Source organism: Bradyrhizobium sp. MI1.10, from assembly GCF_055811035.1.
Genome location: NZ_JBVVPN010000073.1, coordinates 1 through 23,021, shown reverse-complemented (window position 1 = coordinate 23,021; position 23,021 = coordinate 1). Strand labels below are relative to the sequence as shown.

The 23,021-nt window shown below is 64.6% G+C and carries 25 protein-coding genes; 11 read left to right on the top strand and 14 right to left on the bottom strand.

Features of this window, described 5'->3' with window-relative positions; translation table 11 throughout:
- On the top strand, positions 1-504 hold a 504-nt coding region (locus tag AC0L3K_RS38130; RefSeq protein WP_473367986.1), incomplete at its 5' end, for a TCP-1/cpn60 chaperonin family protein.
- 237 nt (positions 505-741) lie between these two features.
- Here the strand turns inward: AC0L3K_RS38130 and lepB are convergent.
- A complete protein-coding gene (lepB, locus tag AC0L3K_RS38125; protein WP_219684955.1) occupies positions 742-1,488 on the bottom strand; it encodes a signal peptidase I in 747 nt (248 codons plus the stop codon).
- Positions 1,489-1,595: 107 nt separating this feature from the next.
- Positions 1,596-2,429 (bottom strand): LysR family transcriptional regulator, encoded by an 834-nt coding sequence (locus AC0L3K_RS38120; protein ID WP_035995675.1) that lies wholly within the window; start codon positions 2,427-2,429, stop codon positions 1,596-1,598.
- 132 nt (positions 2,430-2,561) lie between these two features.
- Here AC0L3K_RS38120 and AC0L3K_RS38115 point away from each other — a divergent pair, with 132 nt between their 5' ends.
- The 3 genes from AC0L3K_RS38115 to AC0L3K_RS38105 all read left to right on the top strand — a co-directional run bounded on the left by AC0L3K_RS38115 (position 2,562) and on the right by AC0L3K_RS38105 (position 5,271).
- Positions 2,562-3,155, top strand: a complete 594-nt coding sequence (locus AC0L3K_RS38115) for a cysteine hydrolase family protein (protein WP_219684954.1) — start codon at positions 2,562-2,564, stop codon at positions 3,153-3,155.
- 13 nt (positions 3,156-3,168) lie between these two features.
- Entirely contained in the window at positions 3,169-3,807 is a 639-nt protein-coding gene (locus AC0L3K_RS38110; protein WP_219684953.1) for a glutathione binding-like protein, read from the top strand.
- 111 nt (positions 3,808-3,918) lie between these two features.
- A complete protein-coding gene (locus AC0L3K_RS38105; protein ID WP_219684952.1) occupies positions 3,919-5,271 on the top strand; it encodes a caspase family protein in 1,353 nt (450 codons plus the stop codon).
- Between the two features lie 31 nt (positions 5,272-5,302).
- Here AC0L3K_RS38105 and AC0L3K_RS38100 read toward each other — a convergent pair whose 3' ends face one another.
- Positions 5,303-6,376, bottom strand: a complete 1,074-nt coding sequence (locus AC0L3K_RS38100; RefSeq protein ID WP_219684951.1) for a DUF2778 domain-containing protein — start codon at positions 6,374-6,376, stop codon at positions 5,303-5,305.
- Between the two features lie 647 nt (positions 6,377-7,023).
- On the opposite strand from AC0L3K_RS38100, the gene AC0L3K_RS38095 reads away from it, so the two are divergent.
- Complete coding sequence (locus tag AC0L3K_RS38095; RefSeq protein WP_219684950.1) at positions 7,024-7,548, top strand: FecR domain-containing protein; 525 nt, start codon at positions 7,024-7,026, stop codon at positions 7,546-7,548.
- 76 nt (positions 7,549-7,624) lie between these two features.
- Entirely contained in the window at positions 7,625-9,514 is a 1,890-nt protein-coding gene (locus AC0L3K_RS38090) for a CHASE2 domain-containing protein (RefSeq protein WP_219684949.1), read from the top strand.
- Between the two features lie 26 nt (positions 9,515-9,540).
- Here the strand turns inward: AC0L3K_RS38090 and AC0L3K_RS38085 are convergent, their stop codons facing one another.
- The 4 genes from AC0L3K_RS38085 to AC0L3K_RS38070 all read right to left on the bottom strand — a co-directional run bounded on the left by AC0L3K_RS38085 (position 9,541) and on the right by AC0L3K_RS38070 (position 13,162).
- The gene (locus AC0L3K_RS38085) at positions 9,541-11,043 is read right to left on the bottom strand and encodes a glycosyltransferase family 39 protein (protein WP_007602466.1); all 1,503 of its coding nucleotides are present in this window, start codon (positions 11,041-11,043) and stop codon (positions 9,541-9,543) included.
- A 6-nt stretch (positions 11,044-11,049) separates the two neighbouring features.
- The gene (locus AC0L3K_RS38080) at positions 11,050-12,183 is read right to left on the bottom strand and encodes a glycosyltransferase family 2 protein (RefSeq protein ID WP_007602465.1); all 1,134 of its coding nucleotides are present in this window, start codon (positions 12,181-12,183) and stop codon (positions 11,050-11,052) included.
- A gap of 306 nt (positions 12,184-12,489) precedes the next feature.
- Positions 12,490-12,693, bottom strand: a complete 204-nt coding sequence (locus AC0L3K_RS38075) for a hypothetical protein (protein ID WP_007602463.1) — start codon at positions 12,691-12,693, stop codon at positions 12,490-12,492.
- A gap of 88 nt (positions 12,694-12,781) precedes the next feature.
- Positions 12,782-13,162, bottom strand: a complete 381-nt coding sequence (locus AC0L3K_RS38070) for a hypothetical protein (protein ID WP_007602461.1) — start codon at positions 13,160-13,162, stop codon at positions 12,782-12,784.
- A gap of 115 nt (positions 13,163-13,277) precedes the next feature.
- Here AC0L3K_RS38070 and AC0L3K_RS38065 point away from each other — a divergent pair, with 115 nt between their 5' ends.
- Positions 13,278-14,099 (top strand): DUF72 domain-containing protein, encoded by an 822-nt coding sequence (locus AC0L3K_RS38065; protein ID WP_219684948.1) that lies wholly within the window; start codon positions 13,278-13,280, stop codon positions 14,097-14,099.
- Between the two features lie 22 nt (positions 14,100-14,121).
- A complete protein-coding gene (locus AC0L3K_RS38060; RefSeq protein WP_007602457.1) occupies positions 14,122-14,583 on the top strand; it encodes a DUF488 domain-containing protein in 462 nt (153 codons plus the stop codon).
- A gap of 115 nt (positions 14,584-14,698) precedes the next feature.
- On the opposite strand, the gene AC0L3K_RS38055 is transcribed toward AC0L3K_RS38060, so the two are convergent.
- The 7 genes from AC0L3K_RS38055 to AC0L3K_RS38025 form a co-directional block, all read right to left on the bottom strand.
- Positions 14,699-15,613 (bottom strand): PhzF family phenazine biosynthesis protein, encoded by a 915-nt coding sequence (locus tag AC0L3K_RS38055; RefSeq protein WP_007602456.1) that lies wholly within the window; start codon positions 15,611-15,613, stop codon positions 14,699-14,701.
- A gap of 123 nt (positions 15,614-15,736) precedes the next feature.
- Positions 15,737-16,048, bottom strand: a complete 312-nt coding sequence (locus AC0L3K_RS38050) for an amidohydrolase family protein (RefSeq protein WP_245286040.1) — start codon at positions 16,046-16,048, stop codon at positions 15,737-15,739.
- A gap of 384 nt (positions 16,049-16,432) precedes the next feature.
- A complete protein-coding gene (locus AC0L3K_RS38045) occupies positions 16,433-17,740 on the bottom strand; it encodes an adenylate/guanylate cyclase domain-containing protein (protein WP_007602452.1) in 1,308 nt (435 codons plus the stop codon).
- A 31-nt stretch (positions 17,741-17,771) separates the two neighbouring features.
- The gene (locus AC0L3K_RS38040) at positions 17,772-18,935 is read right to left on the bottom strand and encodes an ABC transporter permease (RefSeq protein ID WP_219684947.1); all 1,164 of its coding nucleotides are present in this window, start codon (positions 18,933-18,935) and stop codon (positions 17,772-17,774) included.
- Entirely contained in the window at positions 18,932-19,864 is a 933-nt protein-coding gene (locus AC0L3K_RS38035) for an ABC transporter ATP-binding protein (protein ID WP_007602449.1), read from the bottom strand. The genes AC0L3K_RS38040 and AC0L3K_RS38035 overlap by 4 nt, the downstream gene beginning before the upstream one ends.
- A complete protein-coding gene (locus tag AC0L3K_RS38030) occupies positions 19,861-20,802 on the bottom strand; it encodes an HlyD family secretion protein (protein ID WP_007602447.1) in 942 nt (313 codons plus the stop codon). Before AC0L3K_RS38030 ends, AC0L3K_RS38035 begins: the two co-directional genes overlap by 4 nt.
- A complete protein-coding gene (locus AC0L3K_RS38025) occupies positions 20,799-21,494 on the bottom strand; it encodes a TetR/AcrR family transcriptional regulator (RefSeq protein WP_007602445.1) in 696 nt (231 codons plus the stop codon). Before AC0L3K_RS38025 ends, AC0L3K_RS38030 begins: the two co-directional genes overlap by 4 nt.
- A 109-nt stretch (positions 21,495-21,603) precedes the next feature.
- On the opposite strand from AC0L3K_RS38025, the gene AC0L3K_RS38020 reads away from it, so the two are divergent.
- From AC0L3K_RS38020 to AC0L3K_RS38010, 3 genes are read left to right on the top strand one after another with little or no spacing between them, the layout of a single operon-like run.
- Positions 21,604-21,939 carry an ArsR/SmtB family transcription factor gene (locus AC0L3K_RS38020; protein WP_007602444.1) on the top strand — a complete coding sequence of 112 codons (336 nt, stop codon included), beginning with the start codon at positions 21,604-21,606 and terminating at the stop codon, positions 21,937-21,939.
- On the top strand, positions 21,936-22,400 hold the full coding sequence (locus AC0L3K_RS38015; RefSeq protein ID WP_007602441.1) for an SRPBCC family protein: 465 nt from the start codon (positions 21,936-21,938) through the stop codon (positions 22,398-22,400). Before AC0L3K_RS38020 ends, AC0L3K_RS38015 begins: the two co-directional genes overlap by 4 nt.
- A 12-nt stretch (positions 22,401-22,412) precedes the next feature.
- Positions 22,413-22,829 carry a GFA family protein gene (locus tag AC0L3K_RS38010; RefSeq protein WP_007602439.1) on the top strand — a complete coding sequence of 139 codons (417 nt, stop codon included), beginning with the start codon at positions 22,413-22,415 and terminating at the stop codon, positions 22,827-22,829.
- Positions 22,830-23,021 lie beyond the last annotated feature (192 nt).

Below are 23,021 nucleotides of genomic sequence, written 5' to 3'. Positions count from 1 at the left end.
CGCGTCGGCGGCGCGACCGAGGTCGAGGTGAAGGAGCGCAAGGATCGCGTTGATGACGCGATGCATGCGACCCGCGCCGCGGTCGAGGAAGGCATCGTCCCGGGCGGCGGCGTCGCCCTGCTCCGTGCCTCCGAGCAGCTCAAGGGCCTGCGCACCAAGAACGACGACCAGAAGACCGGCGTCGAGATCGTGCGCAAGGCGCTCTCCGCGCCCGCTCGCCAGATCGCGATCAATGCCGGTGAAGACGGCTCCGTGATCGTCGGCAAGGTCCTCGAGAACAAGTCGTACGCCTACGGCTTCGACTCCCAGACCGGCGAATATGTCGACCTCGTCAAGAAGGGCATCATCGACCCGACCAAGGTGGTCCGTACCGCGATCCAGAACGCAGCCTCGGTTGCGGCTCTCTTGATCACCACGGAAGCCATGGTCGCCGAGCTGCCCAAGAAGGGCGGCGCCGGTCCGGCGATGCCCCCGGGCGGCGGCATGGGCGGCATGGATTTCTGATCCAGCCATTCCGGCAAACGACAAAATGCGAAACCCCGGCAGCGATGCCGGGGTTTTGTTTTTGGAGGATCGCTTCACGCGCCCCGCGATCATAGTCCGTAGCCTGGAAGGAGCGGAGCGCAATCCGGGGCACCGTATCCGGCGCGAGCAGTCTCCTGGATTACGCTGCGCTCCATCCAGGCTACGAACTCAATTCATGCAGGCGCCGCGCACTGCCCCGGGAATGGCGGAGCGGCCTCACCACACCTTCCCCAGTCGCTCCATGTGCGGCTCGCCCTCTTGGTCGAGCGACCAGAATATCCGCGTCACCTTGCCGACCAGATTGTCCATCGGCACGAATCCGATCGACGACATCACGCGGCTGTCGCTCGAGTTGTCGCGATTGTCGCCGAGCACGAAAAAATGGCCTGGCGGCACGGTGTAGACGTCGGTGTTGTCGTAGTAGCCGTTGTCGACGCAGTCCTGCGTGACGTAGGAGGCGCCGTTCGGCAGCGTCTCGCGCCAGCGCTTGGCCTTCGCAGCGGCGTCCACGCCGCAGCTGGAGCCGGCGAATACCTGCTTCAGAGCGACGCGCGTCACCGGGCGGTCGTTGAGGACGAGCTGGCCCTGCCGCATCTGGATGCGATCACCGGGCAGCCCGACCACGCGCTTGACATAGTCGACCGAGGTGTCCTTCGGCGTCCGGAACACGACGACGTCGCCATACTCGGGCTCAGCGGCCCGGAAACGCCCGGAGATCCATGACGGCGCGAAGGGAAACGAATAGCGGCCATAGCCATAGGCATATTTTGCGGCAAAGACGTAATCGCCGACCACCAGCGTCGGCGTCATCGAGCCGGACGGGATGTTGAACGGCTGAAACAGGAAGATGCGAAACAGGAACGGCGGCGACCACAGCACCGGAGTCAGGAGGATCAGGACGACGATCGCCTTCCATTCCCGCACTTTGGCCTGCGGGTGGATGGTTTCCTGAAGAGTGCTCATGCGCCTGCCCCGATCAAGCCCGTGCTCGTTGCGAGATTACGCAACCTTTGCGCGCGCGCAATCCCATAACTTGGTCGCGCCGCGCACGGATCGCGTTCACGCCGCAATCAGCCGCGCGCGAGATCGCTGAAGCAACGGCGGATCCATTCGATGGTGAGCCGCGTCGCCGGATCCCGCTTGAGGTGGTTCTGCACCAGCAGCCAGACGTCGCGGCGGCCAGGCAGCAGCGTGGCGCGCAGGCGGCGATCGCCGAGCAAGTCCGCGCAGACGTGCTCCGGTAACACGCCCGCGGCCTGATGCGCGCGGATCAGGTTACGGATGACCCGAACATTGTCGGTGACGCAGCGCGCGCGGGCTTTCTTCGCGCGCAGGAATTGCATCTCGGGAATGGCACCGAGCTCGTCGGGATAGGCGCACAGCATCGGCTCGCCCTCCGTCGTAACAGGCTCGAAATAATAGAGCTTGACGTCACCGAGCCTGGAGATCGCGAAGTCGCCCTTGTCGGGCTTGCGCAGCCGGATGGCGAGATCGGCTTCCCAGCGCGAGAACTTGACGTTCTCGCTCGAGGTGAGGAATTGCAATGTCAGGCCGGGATTGGTGCGCAGGAAGTCGCTCGCCCGCGGCGACAGAACCTCCTCGGCGACCGTGTTGGTGGAAGCGATACGCAGGCGTCCCACCGGACCTGCCAGACTCTCGCCGACGCGACCGATCTCGGCGGCATGTGCGGCCATCGCCTCGACATGCGCCAGCACCGCCTCGCAACTCCGCGTCGGCCGGCGCTGACCGTCCACCGCATCGAACAGCGGCACCCCGAGATCGCGCTGGATGCGTGCGAGTCTGCGTCCGACAGTGGTCTCGTCGATGCGCAGCCGCGCGCTGGCGCCGGCATAGGTGCCTTCGTCCCTCACCGCGGCGATGATGCGCAGATCGTCCCAGTTCATGGCGATGAACCTAGCAGGCACGACCGAATCCTGCAAATTTGCAGCCACATGCTGCAATAGTCCTGCACATTAGCAGGCCGCCACCGCGCTACTGTCGCGCCATCCGATATTCCCCAGGAAGGCCCGACCCGCATGACCGCCCCTAAAACCCTGCTTGAATTGTCCGGCGCCGATCTCACTCCGCCCGGGCTCGGCGATTCCTGCCTCGTGCTGATCGACATCCAGAACGAATATTGCGCCGGCCCGCTCGCCTTGCCGGATGCGGAGCCCGCGATCGCCGCCGCCGCGCGCCTGCTCGCCCGCGCGAGGGCGAGCGGCGCTGCGATCTTCCATATCGCGCACAAGGGACGTGCCGGCAGCCTGTTCGACCGCGAGGCCGCGCGCGGCGCGATCGTCAAGAACGTGGCGCCGCTCGCCAGCGAAGCCGTGATCGAAAAGGCGCTGCCGAACGCTTTTGCCGGCACCGACCTGCAGGTCCGGCTGGCCGCAACCGGACGCACGAACATCGTGCTGGCCGGTTTCATGACCCATATGTGCGTCAGCTCGACGGCCCGCGCCGCGCTCGACCTCGGCCTGCGCACGACGATCGCAGCCGATGCCTGTGCGACACGCGATCTTCCCGATGGCCGCGGCGGAGCGCTCTCCGCGAAGACCATTCACGAGGTCGCCCTGGCCGAATTGTCGGACCGGTTTGCGATCATCGCGCAAACCGAGGCGCTGACCTGAAGGAGCGTGGGCGATGCTGCAACTCTATTTCTCCCCGATGGCCTGCTCGCTTGCGAGCCGCATCGCGCTGATGGAAGCGAGCCTCGATGCCCGCTATCATCCGGTCCATCTCCAGACCAAGCAGGTCGTGGACGACGGCAGCGACTTCCTCGGCGTTTCCCCAAAGGGCGCGGTGCCGGTCCTGGTGCTGGAGAATGGCGAGCGGCTGACCGAATGCGCCGCGGTGCTGCAATACATCGCCGATCTGAAGCCGCAGGCGGGGCTTGCACCCGCGTTCGGAGATCCCGATCGCTATCGGCTCCAGGAATGGCTCAGCTTCATCGGGGCCGAGATCCACAAGGCGTTCCTGTTTCCGACCTTCTGGTACAAGGACGACGCCTCGCTTGCCAAGCCGCGTACAAGGATAGCGCAGAGCTTATCGATCCCTGCCACGCATCTGGCGGACCGCGAATTCCTCGTCGGCAACAGCTTCACCGTGGCAGATGCCCACCTCACCTGGGCTTTGCTGCTGCTCCGTCCCGCAGGCGTCGACATCGCGCAATGGCCATCGTTATCGGCCTATCTCGCGCGCATGCAGGCCCGGCCCACCGTGCGGGATGCGATTGCGACCGAAATGGCGGTGCGCAAGACGATGGCGGCGAGCCCGGCGTGACAGGATGTCACGGCCGCGAAACCTGAGCGTTGTCTCCGGCAGGGCATTGATGTCGGCGCGGCATGCGCTAATCTGGAGGGATATTTTTCGACATTTCCTTGGAAGGCATTCATGCGTGCTCTTTCCAGTTTTTGCCTCGCCAAACTTTGCGTCGCCCTCTTCGCGTGGTGGCTATGCCCCGAGCCTGCATCGGCGGAAACGCGGGTCGCGCTGGTGATCGGCAACGGCGCCTATGCCAGTACGGCGAAGCTTCTCAATCCGTCGCACGATGCCGAAGACGTCGCCGCCTCGCTCAAGCGCAGCGGCTTCGAGGTGCTCCAGGGCATCGACCTGCGCCAGGCCGACATGCAGGACCTCACCATCCGCTTCGCGCGCGCCGCGAGCAAAGCCGACGTCGCCATGTTCTACTACAGCGGCCATGCGATGCAGTACAACGGCGTGAACTATCTGATGCCTGTCGACGCCGTGCTGAGCGACGAAGCCGACCTGAAGCGCTTCGTGCGGGTCGACGACATCGTGAACGATCTGCAGCAGGCCAAGAACCTGCGCATCCTCATCCTCGATTCCTGTCGCGACAATCCGCTGGCCGAATCCTTGAAACGCTCCGCCGGCATGACGCGCGGCGCCTCGATCGGTCGAGGCCTATCGAAAGTCGAAGCACCGCGCGGCACGATCGTGTCGTTCTCAACCCAGTCCGGGCAGACCGCGGCCGATGGCAGCGGCCGCAACAGCCCCTACACGACGGCGTTCCTGAAGCACATCGAGGAGCCGCAGGAGATCGGCGAAGTCTTTCGCGACATCAGCAGCGACGTCTACGATTCCAGTGGCAGGACCCAGCTCCCGGAGCTGTCGCTGTCGATCATCGGCAAGTTCTATCTGAACGGGCCGGTGTCGGTCACGGTGGCCCCGGCCGCGCCGCAAGCCGCACCTCGGCCTGATCCTTGCGCCGCCGCAGAAGCGCACTGGAAGGCCGCGGACGGCATCGGCACGCTCGGTGCTTTCGAGGATCACCTCGCGAGATTTCCGAATTGCATCTTCGCCACGCTCGCCAAAGCTCGGATCGAGGGCCTGAAGCAGAAGGTGGCGCTCGCGCCGGCAACCGGCAACGCCCGTACCGCGAAGGACTTCGACGGCAATTGGGACGTGACGTTGAACTGCCCGCCTACCGGCAAGGCGCAGGGCTTCACCCGGGCTCTGTCTGCCACGGTTGCGAACGGCGTGTTTCACGCTGACGCTCAGAGCCAGGGCGCCGTCAATCGCCTGGAGATCGATGGCCAGATCCCCGCGGACGGCAAGACCACTTTGAGCGCGCGCGGAACGACGGGGGCGAGCACCTATACCCTCAACAATCTCGCGCCCGGCTCGCCCTACGCCTTTACGGTCGATGCGCAGTTCGATCGCACCCGAGGCACCGGCAAGCGCAACGAGGCGCGCGCCTGCGGCCTGGTCTTCGTCAAGCGCTGATCGTGCAAAAAGCGGTGAGGCGCATTGCGCCTCACTCCACCCGCGCCAGCACCGCGAGTTTGCGGATGCCCTTGTTGCGGTAGGCGTCGAGGAACGCGTAATAATCCTTGAAGGACACGCAGCCGTTGGAATCGCCATTGGGCCCGAGCATGAAGGTGTGCGCGAGCAGGCCGTCGCGGCCGTAGATCGCGCTCTCACCGCCAATCGGGGTCAGGCGCAGCGCCGGAACGCCGTGGAACAGCGCTTCGCGCGGCTTCAGGTCGTAGATGTGCGGCGGCGTCACGCCACGCATGCGGATGCGCGAGGAACGGGGATCGTCGAGATTGGAGCCGAGGCCGGAATGTGCCTCGAGCTTGGTGCCGTCAGGCAGATACACCGTCTTCGCGCTGATGTCGTAAACCGCGGTGGAGCGGTCGTAGGGCGCCGAACCGCCGAGCATGGGATTCTGCTCCTTCGGCGCGATGGAAGCGGTCACGCTGGCGTCGGCCGAGGCATAGGCGAGCAGTCCGCCGGAGGGCTCGCGCTTGCCCCAGAGCTTTTCCACCATCGACTGACGCGGCCCGGTGATCGACATCACTGCAGCCTTGGCGCGATCGGCGATCGATTTTGGCTTCGCCTCAGGCGCCGGCACGATCTCGGCCGGATCTGCCGAGGCAAGCTGCACCGGCGCGTCGGCGCCGCGCTTGGACTTCGCAGCGTCAGCGATCTTGGCGGGACTTGGCTTCAGGACCTCCGCGACCCTCGCGATCACGCTCGGCTTCGGCGCGTCCTTGGCTTCCGCGATCTTGGCTGCGGGCGCGGCGCTCGCCGCATTCGATGTCACGCCTTGGGTCGCAGCCGCGGCAAAGCGATCGTTGAACATCTCGCGTGAGATCGGCGCTGCCACCTGCAACCGGTCGGGCAAGAGCGCAAAGGCTTCCTTGACGGCCTCACCGGCCTCGCGCAGCGCGACCCTGGGCGCGCGCTTGATCACGGGCTCGTCGTAGCCGCTGCTGCCGACCGTCGGATAGACGCTGGCGGCAAAGATGTTGCTGTAGATGGTCCAGCCGGCGCCAAGCACGACGCAGCCGATCGCGGCGGCGCCAAGCACGTTTTGCGTGGTCATTTTCCGGGAAGGCTTCCGATAAGAAGTGCTCGAGAATCCTTTGGACTTTCGTGCCGCGATGCCTTGCGCAGCGATACTCGTACTCATTCGCCTTGCGTCCAGAACGGTGTCACTCAGTCCCCCTTCGAAGCGCCGCTGGTCACGATCCGGGAACAGCATCTCGCAGAGGGTCGGAGCGTCATTAAGGCCACTTTTAGTTAAATGCGGATTAAGTTCGGGCGGATGTGGGGCAACCCGTTCGGGTCGTCCCATTTTGGGAAAAAGCCCGCAGGACTACGGACTTAGGCGCGTCTGTTAACTATAATTCTCGGCCGGATCGCTGCGGTCGGCGAACGTCTTTGGCCGCCTCTCTAGACGCACCAACCAAGTCGTTTTCGTGGTCTTCAATACCCGGACGTTAACGGGGAATCATTGCGCGAGGCTGGTGTGCAATAGCCCGCTTCCACGTCTCGTGGCACGCCGCTTACGCATCGCACAGGGCCCTCGCACGGCACGGCGCCCTGACCGAAAGTTGATCGAGCCGGTCTGGCAAAGCCCGCGCCGAGAAAATAGCTGCGATGTCGGCACTTTTCAGCAGCCTCTGCGTGTGATACGGTACCGTATCAACATCGCCTTGAACTGTGCCTGGCACGCAAACGGAGGCTGGCATGAGAGAGTTCGCGCGCGCGGGGTTTTTCGCTCTGGCGGGGTCGCTTCTGTTGACCGGACATGCGATTGCCCAGCCCGCTGCCAATGTTGGCTGCACGGCATCGCCATCCGCTGCCGGTACGCAGACCTGGCGCTGCGATAACGGCATCACCATCGTTGCGGAAAACGGCGCCAGATTTGAACTTAAGGACGCCAACCGCGACGGACATATAGACTCGGTGGAGTTGAGCAGCAAAGCGCTGCTGGTCGAGGTGCCCAAGAAGCCCGGCGGCAATCCCTTCAAGGTGCTGACGCCGCAAGCGATCGCCGCGGTGCGCGGCACGAAATGGGCGGTCGATGTCGCAGAGGCCAAGACCTCCGTCTTCGTGGCTGACGGTCGTGTCGGCGTGAGCCGCAGGAGCGGCGGGCGCGGCGTGGTACTAGGCCGCGGCGAAGGCGTCGACGTGGAAGCGACAGGCCCGTTGACGGTGAAGACATGGGGTCAGCCGCGCGTCGACGCGTTGATGACAAGACTAGGTCAATAGACTAGGCCGATAAGTTCGGGTCACCGGGGCTCGGCCAACAGCATTTGGACGATAGAGAGAATTGCAACACGACCACATGAGTAGCCGACGCGTTCAGATCCTCGTGGCACTCGTCCTCACCGCGCTGTGGGGCGTGAGCATCTATGCCGGCCATGCCAACGGTCATCTGCGCTTTCTCGATCGCCTCGAGGCGACGCTGACGGATTGGCGGACGCAGGTCCGCGGCGTGCGGGTTCCGCCCGATCTCGTCACCATCGTCGCGATCGACGACACCGTCGTGAAGCGCGGCGGCAGCTATCCGCTGCCGCGCGCCGATCTCGCCCGCGTCGTGGACACCATCGTGCAGTTCAAGCCGAAGGTCGTCGCGATCGACCTGCTGCTGGTCGACCGCAGCGCTGCGATCGGCGACGCCACGCTGGCAAATACGCTGGCGACGGGTCCCATCGTCCTTGCCGCCGCGGCGATCTTCCCGTCCGCCAGCGAGACCGTGGAGACCAGCGGCCAAGGCCCCCTCGCCGCCCTGCCGCAGGCCGAGCGCTTCCTGCTGCCTCTGCCGGCGTTCGCCGATCATGCCGAGGTCGGCGTCGTTAACGTTGCGACCGGACAATCAGGCTCGCCGCTCTCGGTGCCGATGCTGTTCCGGACCAGCGACAAGGTCGAACTGTCCTTTCCGTTGCGGGTCGCGGCGCGCGCGCTCGACAGGTCTCTGACGATCGCGCCGGACCATCTGATGCTCGGCGACCGCGCGGTGCCGACCGATACCGATTTCGCGCTGCCGATCACCTATTACGGCCCGCGCCGGACCATCCGCACCGTCAGCGCACAGAGCATCTTCGACGGCACGTTAAGTCGCGCGGCGATCGAGAACCGGATCGTCGTGATCGGGGCCTCGGTCGCCGGCGGCGGTGATTTCTACCCAACGCCGTTCGATTCCCTGATGCCCGGCGTCGAAGTGGTCTCCACCGCGATCACCCATCTCGTCGCCGGCGACAGCATCGTGCGCGACCGCAAGGTCCACATCGCCGACGCGCTCATCGCGATCCTGTTGCCGATGCTGCTGGTAGGCCTGCTCGCCTGGCGGCGCAGCGCGCTTGGCATCGTCACCGCGGCCGCGGTGATGATCGCCTGGGCCGGCTTCAATCTGTTCGCGTTCACGCACGGCGCCTGGCTGAACGCCGCGACCACGCTCGCCGCAGCAGTGCCGCCGGTTGCGGTCTTTGCCGGCGTGCAATTGTGGGCGGGAGGCCGCCGCACGCAATATTTCGCAGCCAAGAGCCGGTCGCTCGCGCAATTCCAGGCGCCGGCCGTGCAGGAGTGGTTGGCGCGCGATCCGAATTTCCTGTCGACACCCGTCCGGCAGGACGCAGCAATGGTCTTCATCGATCTCTCCAGCTTCACGGCGTTGAGCGAGCGGATTGATCCAAGCGAGCTCCAGGACATTCTAAAGGCGTTTCACGCGCTGATCGAGAAGACCGCGATCGATTGCGGCGGCATGATCAGCGGCTTTCTCGGCGACGGCGCCATGATCCTGTTCGGCCTGCCCGGCGCAATGCCCGACGACGCCGCACGCGCGCTGAAATGCGCGATCGACCTGCACCGCGGCGTTGAACGCTGGATCGCATCGTTGCCGCCCGCGATCAGGAATCAGCTCGGCTTCAAGATCGGCGCGCATTTCGGCCCGATCGTCGCCTCCCGCCTCGGCGAAAGTCATCAGCACATCACGGCGACAGGCGACACCGTCAACGTGGCGAGCCGGTTGATGGAGGTCGCCGCCCAGAACGGCGCGCGGCTCGCGCTCAGCGATACGCTGCTGGATGCGGCCGACTTTCAGAGCGGTCCCGACGGCGTTCTGTCGGGCCCCCTGCTCACGCAGGTCCGCGGCCGCTCCGGCGTCGTGACCGTCTGGTTCTGGCGCGACCAGGACAGGCCGAACCAGGCCGCGACCAAGGCCGAGATGATCGACTGAACCTTCGTCGTCGTTCCGAGGAAGAGCTACCGCGCTTCCGGCGGTGGCGAGCGGTCCAGGACGTCGCCCTTGGCGCCTTCGAGCAGATCCATGCTGTAAGTCTCGATCACGAGCGGGCCGCGCTTGCGCTGCAATTGCGCGACCTGCGTCACCTTCCCAAAGAGGTCGTGGACGGCGGGATGGCCGTCAGAGCGCAGCTCGTCGACATAGATCAGCTTGCCCGCAAGCAGCTTTGGATCCGGCTCGGGCATGTTGGCCCAGCGGATGCGCTGGTTCTGCTGCGCCACGCAGCTGCCGCGCGGCAGATAGAAGGCGAGCCAGCCTGTCGTGCCGTAGTCCGGCGCAAGCACGCAGGTCGCGCCATTGCGGACGCGCACCGCTTCGATTTCGGCAGCGAGCTCGCGCCAGCCGACGCCGACGCTGCGCACGGTCGCATCGCGGCGATAGCCGGACAGCCAGCCAGTATTGGCCTGCACGATCAGCGCGGCAAACATCACGATGCCGGTGGGTGCGGCCCAGCGCAGGCAGAAATCCGCGAGGCGCCGCTGGCGCGGCTTCCACTGCACGAGATTGGCGGCGGCGGCCGCGGCGACGACGAAAGGCGGATAGACCGGCGCGAACCAGTTGGCCTCGACGCGGGCATGCAGCGAATGCCAGACGAAATAGGCGACGATGGTCCAGAACATCGTCTCGATCAGCACGCGCGAGGCCAGCGCGCCGGCCCGGCGCCAGGTCAGCGCGTGCAGCCCCATCGCGCCGAGGATGAACACCAGCGGGGTTGCGAACGCGATCTGGGTCGGGATCAGTTCGGCAATGAAGACCGGACGAAAATCCTCGATCCTGGCGCGCCCGAGCTGCTTGGCGAACGAGACCCATTGATGATCGGCATTCCAGAGGATCACCGGCGAGAACAGCGCGAGCGCAACGAAACCGCCGAGATACGGCCAGGGCGAGAGAAACCAGTGCCGCAGTTTCGGCACGGCCGCGATCCAGATCAGGATCGCCAGCCCGAAGAACATAGCGGTGTATTTCGACAGGAGCGCCGCGCCGACGGCTGCGCCGACCGCGAGCCACCAGACGCCGCGGCCGCTCTCCAGCACCTTGGCGAGAAAGAACAGCACGAAGCTGGAGGCAACCAGAAGCGGCGCATCGGGCGTGACGATCAGCGTGCCGACCGAGGCCAGCAGCGTCACGTTGAGCAGGATGGCGCTGGTCGCCGCTACCCGCGCACCGCCGAACAGGATCGCAGCGGAGCGATAGATCGCGTAACTCATCGGCAGCGCGAGCAGGATCGAGACCAGGCGGACGCCGAGTTCGGTGTCGCCGGCGATGAGGGTGCCGGCGCGGATGACGTAGGCAACCATCGGCGGGTGGTCGTAATATCCCCCGGCGAGGTTCTGCGACCACATCCAGTAATAGGCTTCGTCGAAGGTGATCGGCGTGACGGCGGCCGCGACGAGCCGCAAGCCGACCAGCGCAATGATTACCAACGCCGTATTGCGGACGATCCGCGCGTCAGTCCCGCCCATCGTGAGCTATTTCTTGCGCCAGACGAACAGTCCGGACATCGCGTAGTTCCACACCACGCCCATCAGCGCCCCGGCCGCACCGGCAAGCCACCAGATCGGCTCCTGGTCGTAGACCGAAAAGGCGACGCCGACATTGGCGAGCAGGCCGACGCTGCACACGATGTAGAACGCGATCAGCCCGCGCAGCAGTGCAAAGCCCTTCAGCCGCTGGTCGCGATAGGTGAGGAAGTTGTTGAGAACGAAATTGCTGGTCATCGCGACGATGGCGCCGGAGGCCTGCGCTTCCGCGAACGGCTCCTTGAACAGCTCGAGCGATATGAACAAGGTGGTGAGATGCACCACGAGGCCGATCCCGCCGACCATCGCGAACAGCAGGAAACGTAACGAGACAGCATCGTTGGTGAACTTCGCCAGCACCAGGCCGAGAAAATCCAGCGCGACCATCGAATCGAGCTTGCTTTCGCCGTGCTGGCGCTCGCCGAACGTGTAGGGAATTTCGATGGCGCGCAAGGTGCCGTTGGCGCTGGCGACGAGGTCGAGCAGGATCTTGAAGCCGTGCACGGAAAGTTTCGGCGCCAGCTGCTCGAAGCGGTCGCGGCGAACCATGAAGAAGCCGCTCATGGGATCGGCGATCTCGACCCGCAGCGCTTTCCTGGCGAGTTCCGTTGCCAGCGCGCTGGCGCCGGCGCGCTGCTTGTTGAAGCCTTCGCTCTTGTAGCCCTCGATGTAGCGGCTGCCGACCACGAGTTCGGCCTGCCCGCTCGCGAGCAGCGACAGCATCTTCGGCAGTTGCGTCTCGTCGTGCTGAAGATCGGCGTCGATCACGGCCGCATAGGGCGCGCTGGAAGCCAGGATGCCCTCGATGCAGGCCCCCGACAGGCCGCGGCGGCCAATACGGCGGACACAGCGCACGCGGCTGTCGCGCTGTGCCAGCGCGCGCACGACATCCCAGGTGCCATCAGGCGAATTATCGTCGACGAACACGACCTCCCAGGCGATGCCGGCCAGCACGGCCTCCAGCCGCCGGTACAGCACCGTGACATTGTCGCGCTCGTTGAAGGTCGGGACGACGACCGACAATTCCGGCGCCGGCGAAGCCGCCTGTGGGGTATCGGAGCCCGGTCTGATCGCTTGATTCATGACGGCAGCGTATATCCGCCGCGTCCTGTGCTGCCAAGAACTTGTGCTGCCAAGAACTTGTGCTGCCAAGAACTTGTGCTGCCAAGAACTTGCGCTGGCAAGCCGGGGTTTCTCTGGGGGGCGGCCCAAAAGGGGCCCTAAAATGCCAACGACCCCGGAACGGCGGGCGGCGCGTACATCCGGCGCAGCCTGTGCTATTCCAAGGTCGTTCCAGCGCCGGAGTTTTCGCTCAACGTCGCCGTTAGAAGCTAAATAGGAACGACAAAGCCGCTTTGCAAGGAGCGAAAGAGGCCCTTTTTCATGCCCTTACTGGTTGGGGACTTCCTTGATCACCGGCCCTCGCGGCACGGGCGCGGCAGGGGCCGCCGGCGCCGTAATGGCGGCCGGATCGGCCTTCGCAGGCTTGGGCGGCTTGCCGTACTGGCCGATCGGCCCGAAGACGACGGCGACCGCAAGCACGATCGCCGCGACGATCGCGCCCAAAATGCCCCCCACCGACTCAGACGACATGGAAACCCATTCCTGTTCCAGATGCGCCCAGTGATACCATGGATGAGCGCGCTGCCGGAAGGGCTTGCCGGACGCACGGGTCGATGGGCTATTTCTGCGGCGGCTTGTGCTTGACGAAGGCCGTCACGATGTCCTTCTGCGCCGCCTCCACCGCTCTGTTCGCGGTCGCGAGATGAGCGCCGGCATCGATACCCGGATATTGCGTGGTGAGATAATCGAGCAGTGCCACCCGGTAGTATTGTCGCTCTGACGGACAGGCTCCGGCGACGGAGCGGCCAAAGTCCTGTTCCGACAGGCCCTGATTGCCGTCGCGCGAATATTCCCGCGCCAGGCAATGCCAATAATCGTCGCGGCCCTGCATGGCGAGCTTCTGCGCACCCTTGGCATCGTCATCGTCGGCCATGACTGAAGATATCATGGCAGCAGATGTCATCATGACGAGCGCCGCTCCCACCACCAGCATCCGCATCTTGTTCTCCTTTTTTCGCAGATCCCGTCGCGAGCTTAGACGGGACGTCGCAACTGGCCAATCACAACTGGTTTGATTAGGATGGAGGCCCTCCTCCCGCATCCGAGATCCTCCCGTGGCCAAAGCAAAAACCGCGTCTAAAAAATCCGGCAACATCTACATCGGCATCGGCGGCTGGACCTTCGAACCATGGCGTGGGGTGTTCTATCCGGAGAAGCTCACGCAAGCCAAGGAGCTGTCCTACGCCGCCTCGAAGCTGACCTCGATCGAGATCAACGGCACCTATTACGGCTCGCAGAAACCGGAGAGCTTTCGCAAATGGGCGAGCGAGGTGCCTGATGGCTTCGTGTTCTCGGTCAAGGGGCCGCGATTCGCCACCAACCGGCGCGTGCTGGCCGAGGCCGGCGATTCCATCAAGCGTTTCTATGATTCCGGCGTGCTGGAACTCGGCCATCATCTTGGGCCGGTGCTGTGGCAGTTCGCGCCGACCAAAAAATTCGACGGCGCCGATTTCGGCAAGTTCCTCGAGCTGTTGCCACGCAAGCTCGAGGGACGCGCGCTGCGCCATGTCGTCGAGGTCCGTCACGACAGTTTCTGCACGCCGGATTTCGTCGCGCTGATCCGCGAATTCGAGACGCCTGTCGTGTTCGCCGAGCACGGCAAATATCCGGCGATTGCCGACGTCGCCGGCGATTTCGTCTATGCCCGGCTTCAGAAAGGCAATGACGAGATCAAGACCTGCTATCCGCCGAAGCAACTCGATGCCTGGGCCAGGCGTTTTCAGGACTGGGCCGAGGGAAGCGAACCCGACGACCTGCCGAAGGTCGACAAGTCCAAGCCGAAGAAGGAGCCGCGCGACGTGTTCGCCTATGTCATCCACGAAGGCAAGGTGCGCGCGCCGGCCGGCGCCATGGAACTGATCGCGCGGGTGAGCTGAGGTGTTTCGCTAAAGGTCTGTCATGGCAAAGCTGAAAAAACTTTTCACCATCGGCTATGAGCAGACGCCGCCGAAGGCCGTACTGGACGAGCTGGAGCAATCCGGAGTCAAGCTGGTCGTCGATGTGCGCGCGGTGACGTCGTCGCGCCGGCCCGGCTTTTCCAAGAAGCAGTTGTCCGCGGGCCTCGACGAACGCGGCATCGCCTATGTCCACCTCGCCGCGCTCGGAACGCCGAAGGAAGGCCGCCTCGCCGCCCGCAGCGGGCAATACGATGTGCTGGAGAAGATTTTCTCAAAGCACCTGAAGACGCCGGAGGCCCGGGAGCAGATGGACGAGCTCTCCGCGTTGGTGAAGAAAGCAGGTCCGGTCTGTCTGCTTTGCTATGAACGCGATCACACCCACTGCCATCGCCAGATGATCGCTGAGATCATCGAGGAGCGTAACGGCGTGACGGTGAAGAATTTGGCGGGACGGCAGATCTAACCTCCGCCCGTCATTCCGGGGCGCGCCTCTTGGCGCGAGCCCGGAATCCATCGGGCCGCAGAGTTGGTGGATGAATGGATTCCGGGCTCGCGCCACGCGCGCCCCGGAATGACCATTACCCCTCCCCCGCGAGCCTGAACGTTCCTTCCATCATCTGCACGCAGCACCCGCCGACATGGGCTGAGACGATCTTGCCGTCCTGCTTGCGCACGCGCGTCAGCAGGAGGCTCGGCCGACCCATGTCAAAGCCCTGGCCGACCGTGAGCTTCAATTCGCCATCTCGCGTGGCATCGAGCTCGGCAAACAGCGCGGCGGCTGCAACCGTGGCGCTGCCGGTGGCGGGATCCTCGGTGAGGCCGCTGGCGCCGCGCATGAACATGCGCGCCTGCCGTTCGCACGGCGCCTCCGCCGCGGGCACGTCGCGTGTATAGAACCACACCGAGCGGGCGTCGTCGCGCGGCAAGACCCTGCCGAACGCGGCCGCGTCGGGCCTGGCCCGTTTCAGCGCATCGCGCGAATGCACCTCCGCCACCAGGAACGGCGTTCCGACGCCGACGACCTGCGGCGCGTGGTGATCGATCCTGATGTCATCAGCGGTCAAGGAGATGCAGGCCGCAACGTCAGCGGCGGAAACCTGCGCCAATCGCGACAGCGGCTGCGGCGCGGTGAGTTCGGTGCTGATGACCCTTCCCTGCTCCCGAAAAATATCGACCGGCACCACCCCCGCCTTCTCCTCGAACAAAAGGCGCGGCTTCGGCTCTTTCGCGAGGCTCGCCAGCACGAAGGAGGTGCCGATATTGGGATGGCCGGCGAACGGCATTTCCCTCACCGGTGTGAAGATGCGCACCTCGGCGTCGTTGCCCCTGTCGCGCGGCGGCAGCACGAAGGTGGTCTCCGAATAGTTGAACTCGGTCGCGATCGCCTGCATCTGCTGTGTGGAGAGCCCGCCGGCATCGAGCACCACGGCGAGCTGGTTGCCGCCGAAGGCGCGGTCGGTGAACACGTCGATGGTGATGTAGCGGCGCTGCATCTTTCGCTTCCTCTTCACGCAAGCGCAGCCGCGGTCGGCTGCATCGCCGGCACTCTACAAGCCGGCGACATCGCCCGTCATGCCCCAAAATAGAGTGCAATCGGAGCAATCGCGGAAGACGGATCAAAAGCGGCAGAGCGAACGTGGCGATGCTAGCACTTGCGCGCGTTCACTCTGATCGACGATCAGCCCATCGATAAATCGCAGGTTCTTCGCGTAGCTTTGCGCCTTCTCGAACTGCGTGTGCGGCCAGTCGCTGCCCCAGAGCAGTCGATCAAGGCCGTACGCGTTGCGCAGCAGCGGGTAGGCCGTCTTCGCAAAATCTTCGCCGGCCGCGCCGTTGCGATACGGCGCCGAATCTACTCGGCTACCTCCAGCGCGAGATCCCGCGGAGTCCGCCATCAGCGTTCGCAACGCCGGGCTGGCGGACTTCACCGGCCCGGCTTCGTCTCTGCAGCGAGTTAGTACGCGGACGCCGTATTGGGGAGGCAAGGCGGCTGCGTGTAAGGCGCAGAGGCATACGCGCCTGCTGCGGGAGCCCTGACGCAGTCGGTCGCCACGTGAGTTGCGGCGCGGCGCGGCACGCTGTCCCGCGCCGATGCGGCCTGGCTTTGGGTGACAGCAGCGGCGATCAGGGCGGCTGCAACAGGGATCGATCGAGTCATTGGCTTTCTCCGGGTGACAAAGGGAAGCTGAGATTTTCGGCTTCCACCGTGCAAGACCCAAAAGCTACCAAGGATATTTCATCACGCGCCTTCAACGAAACGCGAGCCGCTTCAACGAAACGCGACTCACAAGTGAAGGCGCAGGAGGCGGCCCTCACCCCAGTTGAAACACCGCCACCTTCTGCTCGTAGCCGCGCACCTCGACCTCGCCGAGCGAGACCGCATCGTCGCCGTCGGCGCCCAGCGCGTCGCGGACAGACGCGGAGATCAGGAGCTGCGAGCCGAACTCCTTGTTGAGCGCCTCTAGCCGTGAGGCGAAGTTCACGGTGTCGCCGATCACAGTGTACTCCTTGCGCCGGGGCGAGCCGATATTGCCGGCGACGACCTCGCCGAAATGGATGCCGATGCCGATCTTGAGGGGCCAGCTCGTCTGCGCGTTGATGCGCTCCATCGCGGTCAGCATCTCGCGGCCCGCGGCGACTGCGCGATGCGCGGCGTCGGAGGCCTCGAGCGGCGCACCGAACAGGGCGAGAAAGCCGTCGCCCAGAAACTTGTTCACGATGCCACCCTCGCGGTCGAGAATGTCGACCAGCACGGCGAAGGCGCCGTCGAGCCGGTCGACCACCTCCTGGGGAGTACGCGACTGCGCGCCGGCGGTGAAGCCGCGGAAGTCGACGAACATCACGGCGACTCGGCGGAGGTCGCCGGCGGCACCCGTCCCCTCCGTCATCAGCCGCTCCACAACCTGCGGCGAGACGTGCTGGCCGAACAGGTTGGTCACCCGGTCGCGCGCAGTGGCTGCCGCAATGCTCGCCGCAAATTGCCGCCGCAATCGCGCGCCGACGGCGCCCGCCAGCACGCCGCAAATCAGGATGATGGTGCTGCGGACCGCGTGAAAGTAGATCAGGGGTTCACCGGACTCGCTGACCGAGTTGTAATACAGCGCGACAGCCAGGAGTTCGGCTGCGGCCACAAATCCCGTGAAGGTGGACAGCCAGAAATCAAGCCGCAGCGTCGAAAGAATGATGAAGATGAAATAGGCCAGTGGCAGCACGAACCCGAGCGCCTGGCTCGCGCCCATGCTGTGAATCTGCAGGATCAGGATGATCGTTGGCAGCGACGTTTCGATTGTTGCGCCGATATAGCGCCTTATCACCGGAAGGTCGCGATCGAGCTTGAGGTATCGCCTGATCTGGCTGTGGACCCAGACTTCGAAGAGGACGAAGCCTGCCAAGAGACCGTATTCGCGGACCAGGCCCTCCGTCCCGCGCCAGACCCGGTTCACGATGGCGGGGTCGATCAGATAGGTTGCGGTGAGAAACAGGATCATGACGCAGCCCGTGATGATCAACGCCCTCACCCGCAACAGCTCGGTCCGCAGCACCTCCCGCGTCAGCTCGCGCTCGAAGTCTTCGGACATCACGGCATGCTGCCGGGCCTTCCTGCTCGCAAAGCTGACCATTCCGCCCCCTTGATTCCAGGGGCATCTTGCCTCAATCCAGCGTGCGGCGGAAGCGCGTCACGGCGATGGTCATGGCGAGCAGCATCAGCATCGCCAGCGCCAACGCGTCGAAACGCAAATTTTGCATGCTCGCGCCCTTCAGCATGATGGCGCGGACGATGCGCAAATAATGCGTCAGCGGCAGGCACTCACCGACATATTGCGCCCAGGCCGGCATCCCGGCAAACGGGAACATGAAGCCGGACAGCAAGATGCTCGGCAGGAAGAACATCATCGACATCTGCATCGCCTGGAGCTGGTTCTGCACCAGCGTCGAGATCGTATACCCGATCGCCAGATTGGTCGTGATGAACAGCGTCGAAAGCAGCGCCAGCAGGAACAGATTGCCGAGCACGGGCACGCCGAACAGGCCGACGCCGATGCCGATGATGAGGAACGCCTGCACGAACCCGACCAGCACGTAGGGAATGATCTTGCCGAACATCACCTCGACCGGCCTGATCGGCATCGACAGCAGAGCCTCCATGGTACCGCGCTCGACTTCCCGCGTGACCGAAAGCGCGGTGAAGATCAGCATGGTCATGGTGAGGATGGTACCGACCAAGCCCGGCACGATGTTGAGGCTCGACGCGGCGGCGGGGTTGTAGCGGGCGTGCGCGCGGATCTCGAACGGCATCTCCGGGGGATCTCCGATGTAGAGATCGTGCTTGAGCGCGGTCTGCACGACCATGCCGAGCGAGCCGATCGCCGCGCTCGCCGCCACTGGATCGGTGGCGTCGGCCGCGACCAGCAGCGCCGGCTTATCGCCGCGCCGCACCGCCCGCTCGAAGCCGCGCGGGATCTCGACCCCGAACAGAACCTTGCCGGATTTCAGGAGATTATCGAAATCCTCGACGTCGTGGACTTCATAGAGGAAGCGGAAATAGGCGGTGTTCTCCAGCGCCTTCAGGATCGAGCGTGCGAGATCGGAATCCTCCTGAAGCAGCACCGCGCTCGGCAGATTGTGCGGCGTGGTGTTGATGGCGTAGCCGAACAAGAGCAGCTGCATCACCGGCAGCATCACGATCATCGCAAATGACACACGGTCCCGCTTGAGCTGGATGAACTCCTTGATCAGCATCGCATAGGAGCGCCTCCAGAAGCCGAAGCGCTCCCGGATCGCGTGCTGGGGTTCGTGACGATCGACCGCGCTCATTGGAAATTGTCCTTGGAACGACTCATCAATTCGATGAACACGTCTTCCAGTGACGGCGATGATTTGTGCCAGTGCAGTCCGCTTTTTTCGCGCCACGGCGCGATGCTGGCTTCGAGCGCGGCGACGTCGCGGCCGGAGACGTGCAGCGACGTGCCGAACGGCGCCACCATGTCGATTCCCGGCTTGCCGGTGAGCGCAGCCGTGAGCTCGTTCAGGTCCTCGCCCGTCACGGTGTAGGTCGTCAGCGCGGATTTCGCGATCACCTCGTCCACGGTGCCGTGCACGAGCAGATGGCCATAGGCGATATAAGCGATCTCGTGACAGCGCTCGGCCTCGTCCATGTAGTGGGTCGAGACCAGCACGGTGAGACCGTCGGCCGCGAGTGCATGAATCTCGTTCCAGAAATCGCGCCGCGCTTTTGGATCGACGCCGGCGGTCGGCTCGTCAAGCAGCAGCAGCTTCGGACTGGGCAATGTGCAGGCACCTAGCGCCAGCCGCTGCTTCCAGCCGCCGGAGAGTTCGCCGGCGAGCTGTTCCTCGCGCCCCGAGAGCCCGATCCGCTTGATCATGTCGCGCGCGGCGCCGCGTGCATCGCGAAGGCCGTACAGCCGCGCGACGAATTCGAGGTTTTCGCGGACAGAGAGATCCTGATAGAGGCTGAACCGCTGGGTCATGTAGCCGACCTGGCGCTTGATCTTTTCGGCATCGCGCCTGATGTCGTAGCCGAGGCAGGTGCCCTCGCCGCTGTCGGGCGTGAGCAGGCCGCAGAGGATGCGGATGGTCGTCGTTTTGCCCGAGCCGTTCGGGCCGAGGAAGCCGTAGATCGAACCGCGCTTCACCTGCATCGACAAATCGTGCACGACCTCGCGGCCGCCGAACGACTTGGTCAGGCCCTTGACGTCGATCGCGATGCCATTGCCGCCGTTCATCGCTTGTCCGCCACCGGAGTCTTTGGATTGAGATGGACGTCGATGGGTTGTCCGACACGCAGCGCATCGGGGCGCGATGGCCGCGCCTGGATCAGATAGACGAGCTTGTTGCGCTCCTCGAGGCTGTAGATGACGGGCGGTGTGTATTCGGCCGAAGTTGCGATGAAATAGATCTTCGCGGTGAGATCGGCGGCGCAATTGTCGCATGCGATCCGCACGGTATCGCCGATCGCAAGCTTCGGCAGCTCGGTCTCCGGCACGAAGAAGCGCAGCTTCATGTTGCCGGGCGGCATGATCGAGAGCACCGGCCGCTGCGCCGCCACCATCTCGCCTTCGCGAAAATAGATCTGCTGGATGGTGCCGGCCACGGGCGCAAAGCCCTTGCGCCGCGCCATCCGCGTCTCCGAGGTCGCCACCCGCGCCTCAGCAACGCGCAGGGCGGAGACGGCCGAGTCGAGATTGGCTTGCGTGCCCGAGCCGGTTTTGCTCAGCGAGGCCGCGCGGTCATAGGTCTGCTGCGCATTGGCAAGTGTCGCCTTGTTCTGGTTGAGATCGGCAAGCTGGAGATCGTCGTCGACGGAATAGAGGTGATCGCCGACCTTGACCTCGTCGCCCTCGCGGACGTTGAGCTTGATCACGCGGCCCGCCTCGTCCGGACTGACGAAGATCATGTCGGCCTCGACCCAGCCCTGGAAGCCGGGCTCACGCTTGTCCTTGCACCCGGCAAGCCCGGTCGCGAGGACCAGAACCGCGATCGAACAGAGGCGCGGCAAAAACTGGATCGCGCTTGGCGGCAGCCACGGTCGTCGATCCCTCACCCTGAGGAGCCGCGAAGCGGCGTCTCGAAGGGCGAAGGGCCAAAGCCGGGCCTTCATCCTTCGGGACGCGCATGCCGCGCTCCTCAGGATGAGGTGAGGGATGTTTTGGGACGACCTCATGTCGTGCTCCGTTCGCCAAAAATCAAATCGAGATGGACGCGCAGCATGTCCTGCGCGTCGAGCGGCGCGTGCCGTGCAAACAGGCTCTGCCAGATCACCGCGATCATCGCGGGGGCGACCAGGATCTGCGGGTAATGCGCCAGGTTCTTCTGGCGGATCTCGCCGCGGGCGATGCCGAGCTCGATCAGGGAGCGCATGGCGGCGATGCCGCGAGAAACCACCTCGCGGTAGTAGAAATCGGCCACGGAGGGAAACCGCGGCCCCTCGGCCACGATCAGACGCACGAGGTCGCCGCGTCTGGTGCCGATCACCTCCTTCAGGAAGTTGCTGGCAAACGTCTCGACGAGATCGCGCACCGAGCCCGCGGGCGGCGGCAATGCCGTCAACCGCGTCACGACAGGCACGATCACCGTCCGCACCAGCTCCTCGAACATCGATTCCTTGTCCTTGAAGTGCAGGTAGATGGTGCCCTTGGCGACACCCGCGCGCTTGGCGATGTCGTCGAGCCGCGTGGCGGCAAAGCCGCGCGCGATGAATTCCTCCATCGCGGCGTCCACGATCGCCGCACGCCGTTCCGCCGCACGCGTGGCGCGGCTCGACGCGGGCACCGCATCGTTGCCAGCGTGCGCAGAGTCCTTTGCGTTGGCGCGAACTGCGGGCGGCGTGGCGGCTTTGGTGGGCTTTCTGGCCATCTACACGATATGACTGACCGGTCAGTCATAGTCAAGACAACACGGCAGACCCAATCTGACCAACAAATTAGTCTTGACTAATTCATTAGCATGCACTAATCTAACACTCATGATTGAAGCCGCCCCAAATCCCATGACCACCGTGATGCGCGCCCTTGCCGATCCGACCCGCCGCGCCGTGTTCGAGCGCGTGTTCGAGAGCAAGGAGATCAGCGTCGCCGAGCTCACGCGGGGAAGCGGCGTGACGCAAGGCGCGATCTCGCAACATTTGAAGTCCCTCAAGCAGGCCGGCCTCGTCGCCGAGCGTGCCGAGGGCCGCAACGTCTATTACCGTGCCGCGCCGCAAGGCCTCGAACCGCTGGTCTCCTGGATGGACCATTACGGCGTGTTCTGGCGCGAGCGCTTCCAGAACCTGCGTGACCTCTTGAAGGAGATCGATCCGTGAGTGCTGCCGAATTGAAAGCCGAAATAAAGGACATCGTCATCGACGAGGTGCTCCCACACGCGCCGGAGACGATCTGGAAGGCGCTGACCAGCGCCCAACTGATCGCGCGCTGGCTGATGCCGCCGAGCGGTTTCGAGGCTGTCGAAGGCAACACCTTCACCTATCAGACCACGCCGGGCGGCGCCTGGGATGGCGTCATCCATTGCCGCGTCCTTGAAGTCATGCCGAACCGGCGCCTCGTCTACGCCTGGAAGGGCGGGAATGAGCGCAACACCGGCTACGGTGCGCCGCTCGACACTGTCGTGACGTGGTCCCTCACCCCGGTCGAGGCCGGCACGCGGATCCGCCTGGTCCATGCGGGCTTCGTCATACCCAGGAACGAATCCGCCTACACGGGCATGAGCGGCGGCTGGAAGAAGGTCGTCCGCCAGCTCGACGAGATCAGCGGCGAAGACAGGTAAGGAGTTATCGCAATGACCAAACCGTTTACCGGCGGCTGCGCCTGCGGCGCAATCCGCTATTCGATCGCCAGTGAGCCCCTGTTCAGCAATCACTGCCAATGCCGGGACTGCCAGCGCGAAAGCGGCAGCGGCCACGGCTCGTACATGACGTTCGCGCGCGCCGGCGTCACCGTGACGGGCGAAGCGAAGCATTGGGACATGGTTGGCGACAGCGGCAATTTGAAGACGCGCGGTTTCTGCGCCCAGTGCGGCTTGCCTGTTTACCTGACCTTCGCGGCCATGCCCGACATCTTCACCATCCGCGCCGCAAGCCTCGACGAACCCGCCCGCTACGAGCCGCAAGTGGTGACTTATGCCGCGCGCGGACATGCCTGGGATCGCCTCGATCCCGACCTGCCGAAGTTCGCAGGCATGCCGCTGGGGGGATAGCTGCCGCGCAAACGGTGCGCTCCCTCCCCCCGCTTGCGGGGGAGGGTTGGGGAGAGGGTGCCACCGCAACGGGACAATCCCCAAGCGGAGAGAGCCCTCACCCGCGCCTTTGGCGCGACCTCTCCCGCAAGCGAGGGCTTTGCTTAATTGGCCGAGCGGGAGTGAGGCTCGATATGGGGTATTTTTTTGTGC

Bases quoted from the DNA above. Each gene is read 5' to 3' on its own strand.
- lepB (WP_219684955.1), bottom strand. From the start codon at position 1,488: ATGAGCACTCTTCAGGAAACCATCCACCCGCAGGCCAAAGTGCGGGAA.
- AC0L3K_RS38120 (WP_035995675.1), bottom strand. From the start codon at position 2,429: ATGAACTGGGACGATCTGCGCATCATCGCCGCGGTGAGGGACGAAGGC.
- AC0L3K_RS38115 (WP_219684954.1), top strand. From the start codon at position 2,562: ATGACCGCCCCTAAAACCCTGCTTGAATTGTCCGGCGCCGATCTCACT.
- AC0L3K_RS38110 (WP_219684953.1), top strand. From the start codon at position 3,169: ATGCTGCAACTCTATTTCTCCCCGATGGCCTGCTCGCTTGCGAGCCGC.
- AC0L3K_RS38105 (WP_219684952.1), top strand. From the start codon at position 3,919: ATGCGTGCTCTTTCCAGTTTTTGCCTCGCCAAACTTTGCGTCGCCCTC.
- AC0L3K_RS38100 (WP_219684951.1), bottom strand. From the start codon at position 6,376: ATGACCACGCAAAACGTGCTTGGCGCCGCCGCGATCGGCTGCGTCGTG.
- AC0L3K_RS38095 (WP_219684950.1), top strand. From the start codon at position 7,024: ATGAGAGAGTTCGCGCGCGCGGGGTTTTTCGCTCTGGCGGGGTCGCTT.
- AC0L3K_RS38090 (WP_219684949.1), top strand. From the start codon at position 7,625: ATGAGTAGCCGACGCGTTCAGATCCTCGTGGCACTCGTCCTCACCGCG.
- AC0L3K_RS38085 (WP_007602466.1), bottom strand. From the start codon at position 11,043: ATGGGCGGGACTGACGCGCGGATCGTCCGCAATACGGCGTTGGTAATC.
- AC0L3K_RS38080 (WP_007602465.1), bottom strand. From the start codon at position 12,183: ATGAATCAAGCGATCAGACCGGGCTCCGATACCCCACAGGCGGCTTCG.
- AC0L3K_RS38075 (WP_007602463.1), bottom strand. From the start codon at position 12,693: ATGTCGTCTGAGTCGGTGGGGGGCATTTTGGGCGCGATCGTCGCGGCG.
- AC0L3K_RS38070 (WP_007602461.1), bottom strand. From the start codon at position 13,162: ATGCGGATGCTGGTGGTGGGAGCGGCGCTCGTCATGATGACATCTGCT.
- AC0L3K_RS38060 (WP_007602457.1), top strand. From the start codon at position 14,122: ATGGCAAAGCTGAAAAAACTTTTCACCATCGGCTATGAGCAGACGCCG.
- AC0L3K_RS38055 (WP_007602456.1), bottom strand. From the start codon at position 15,613: ATGCAGCGCCGCTACATCACCATCGACGTGTTCACCGACCGCGCCTTC.
- AC0L3K_RS38045 (WP_007602452.1), bottom strand. From the start codon at position 17,740: ATGGTCAGCTTTGCGAGCAGGAAGGCCCGGCAGCATGCCGTGATGTCC.
- AC0L3K_RS38040 (WP_219684947.1), bottom strand. From the start codon at position 18,935: ATGAGCGCGGTCGATCGTCACGAACCCCAGCACGCGATCCGGGAGCGC.
- AC0L3K_RS38035 (WP_007602449.1), bottom strand. From the start codon at position 19,864: ATGAACGGCGGCAATGGCATCGCGATCGACGTCAAGGGCCTGACCAAG.
- AC0L3K_RS38030 (WP_007602447.1), bottom strand. From the start codon at position 20,802: ATGAGGTCGTCCCAAAACATCCCTCACCTCATCCTGAGGAGCGCGGCA.
- AC0L3K_RS38025 (WP_007602445.1), bottom strand. From the start codon at position 21,494: ATGGCCAGAAAGCCCACCAAAGCCGCCACGCCGCCCGCAGTTCGCGCC.
- AC0L3K_RS38020 (WP_007602444.1), top strand. From the start codon at position 21,604: ATGATTGAAGCCGCCCCAAATCCCATGACCACCGTGATGCGCGCCCTT.
- AC0L3K_RS38010 (WP_007602439.1), top strand. From the start codon at position 22,413: ATGACCAAACCGTTTACCGGCGGCTGCGCCTGCGGCGCAATCCGCTAT.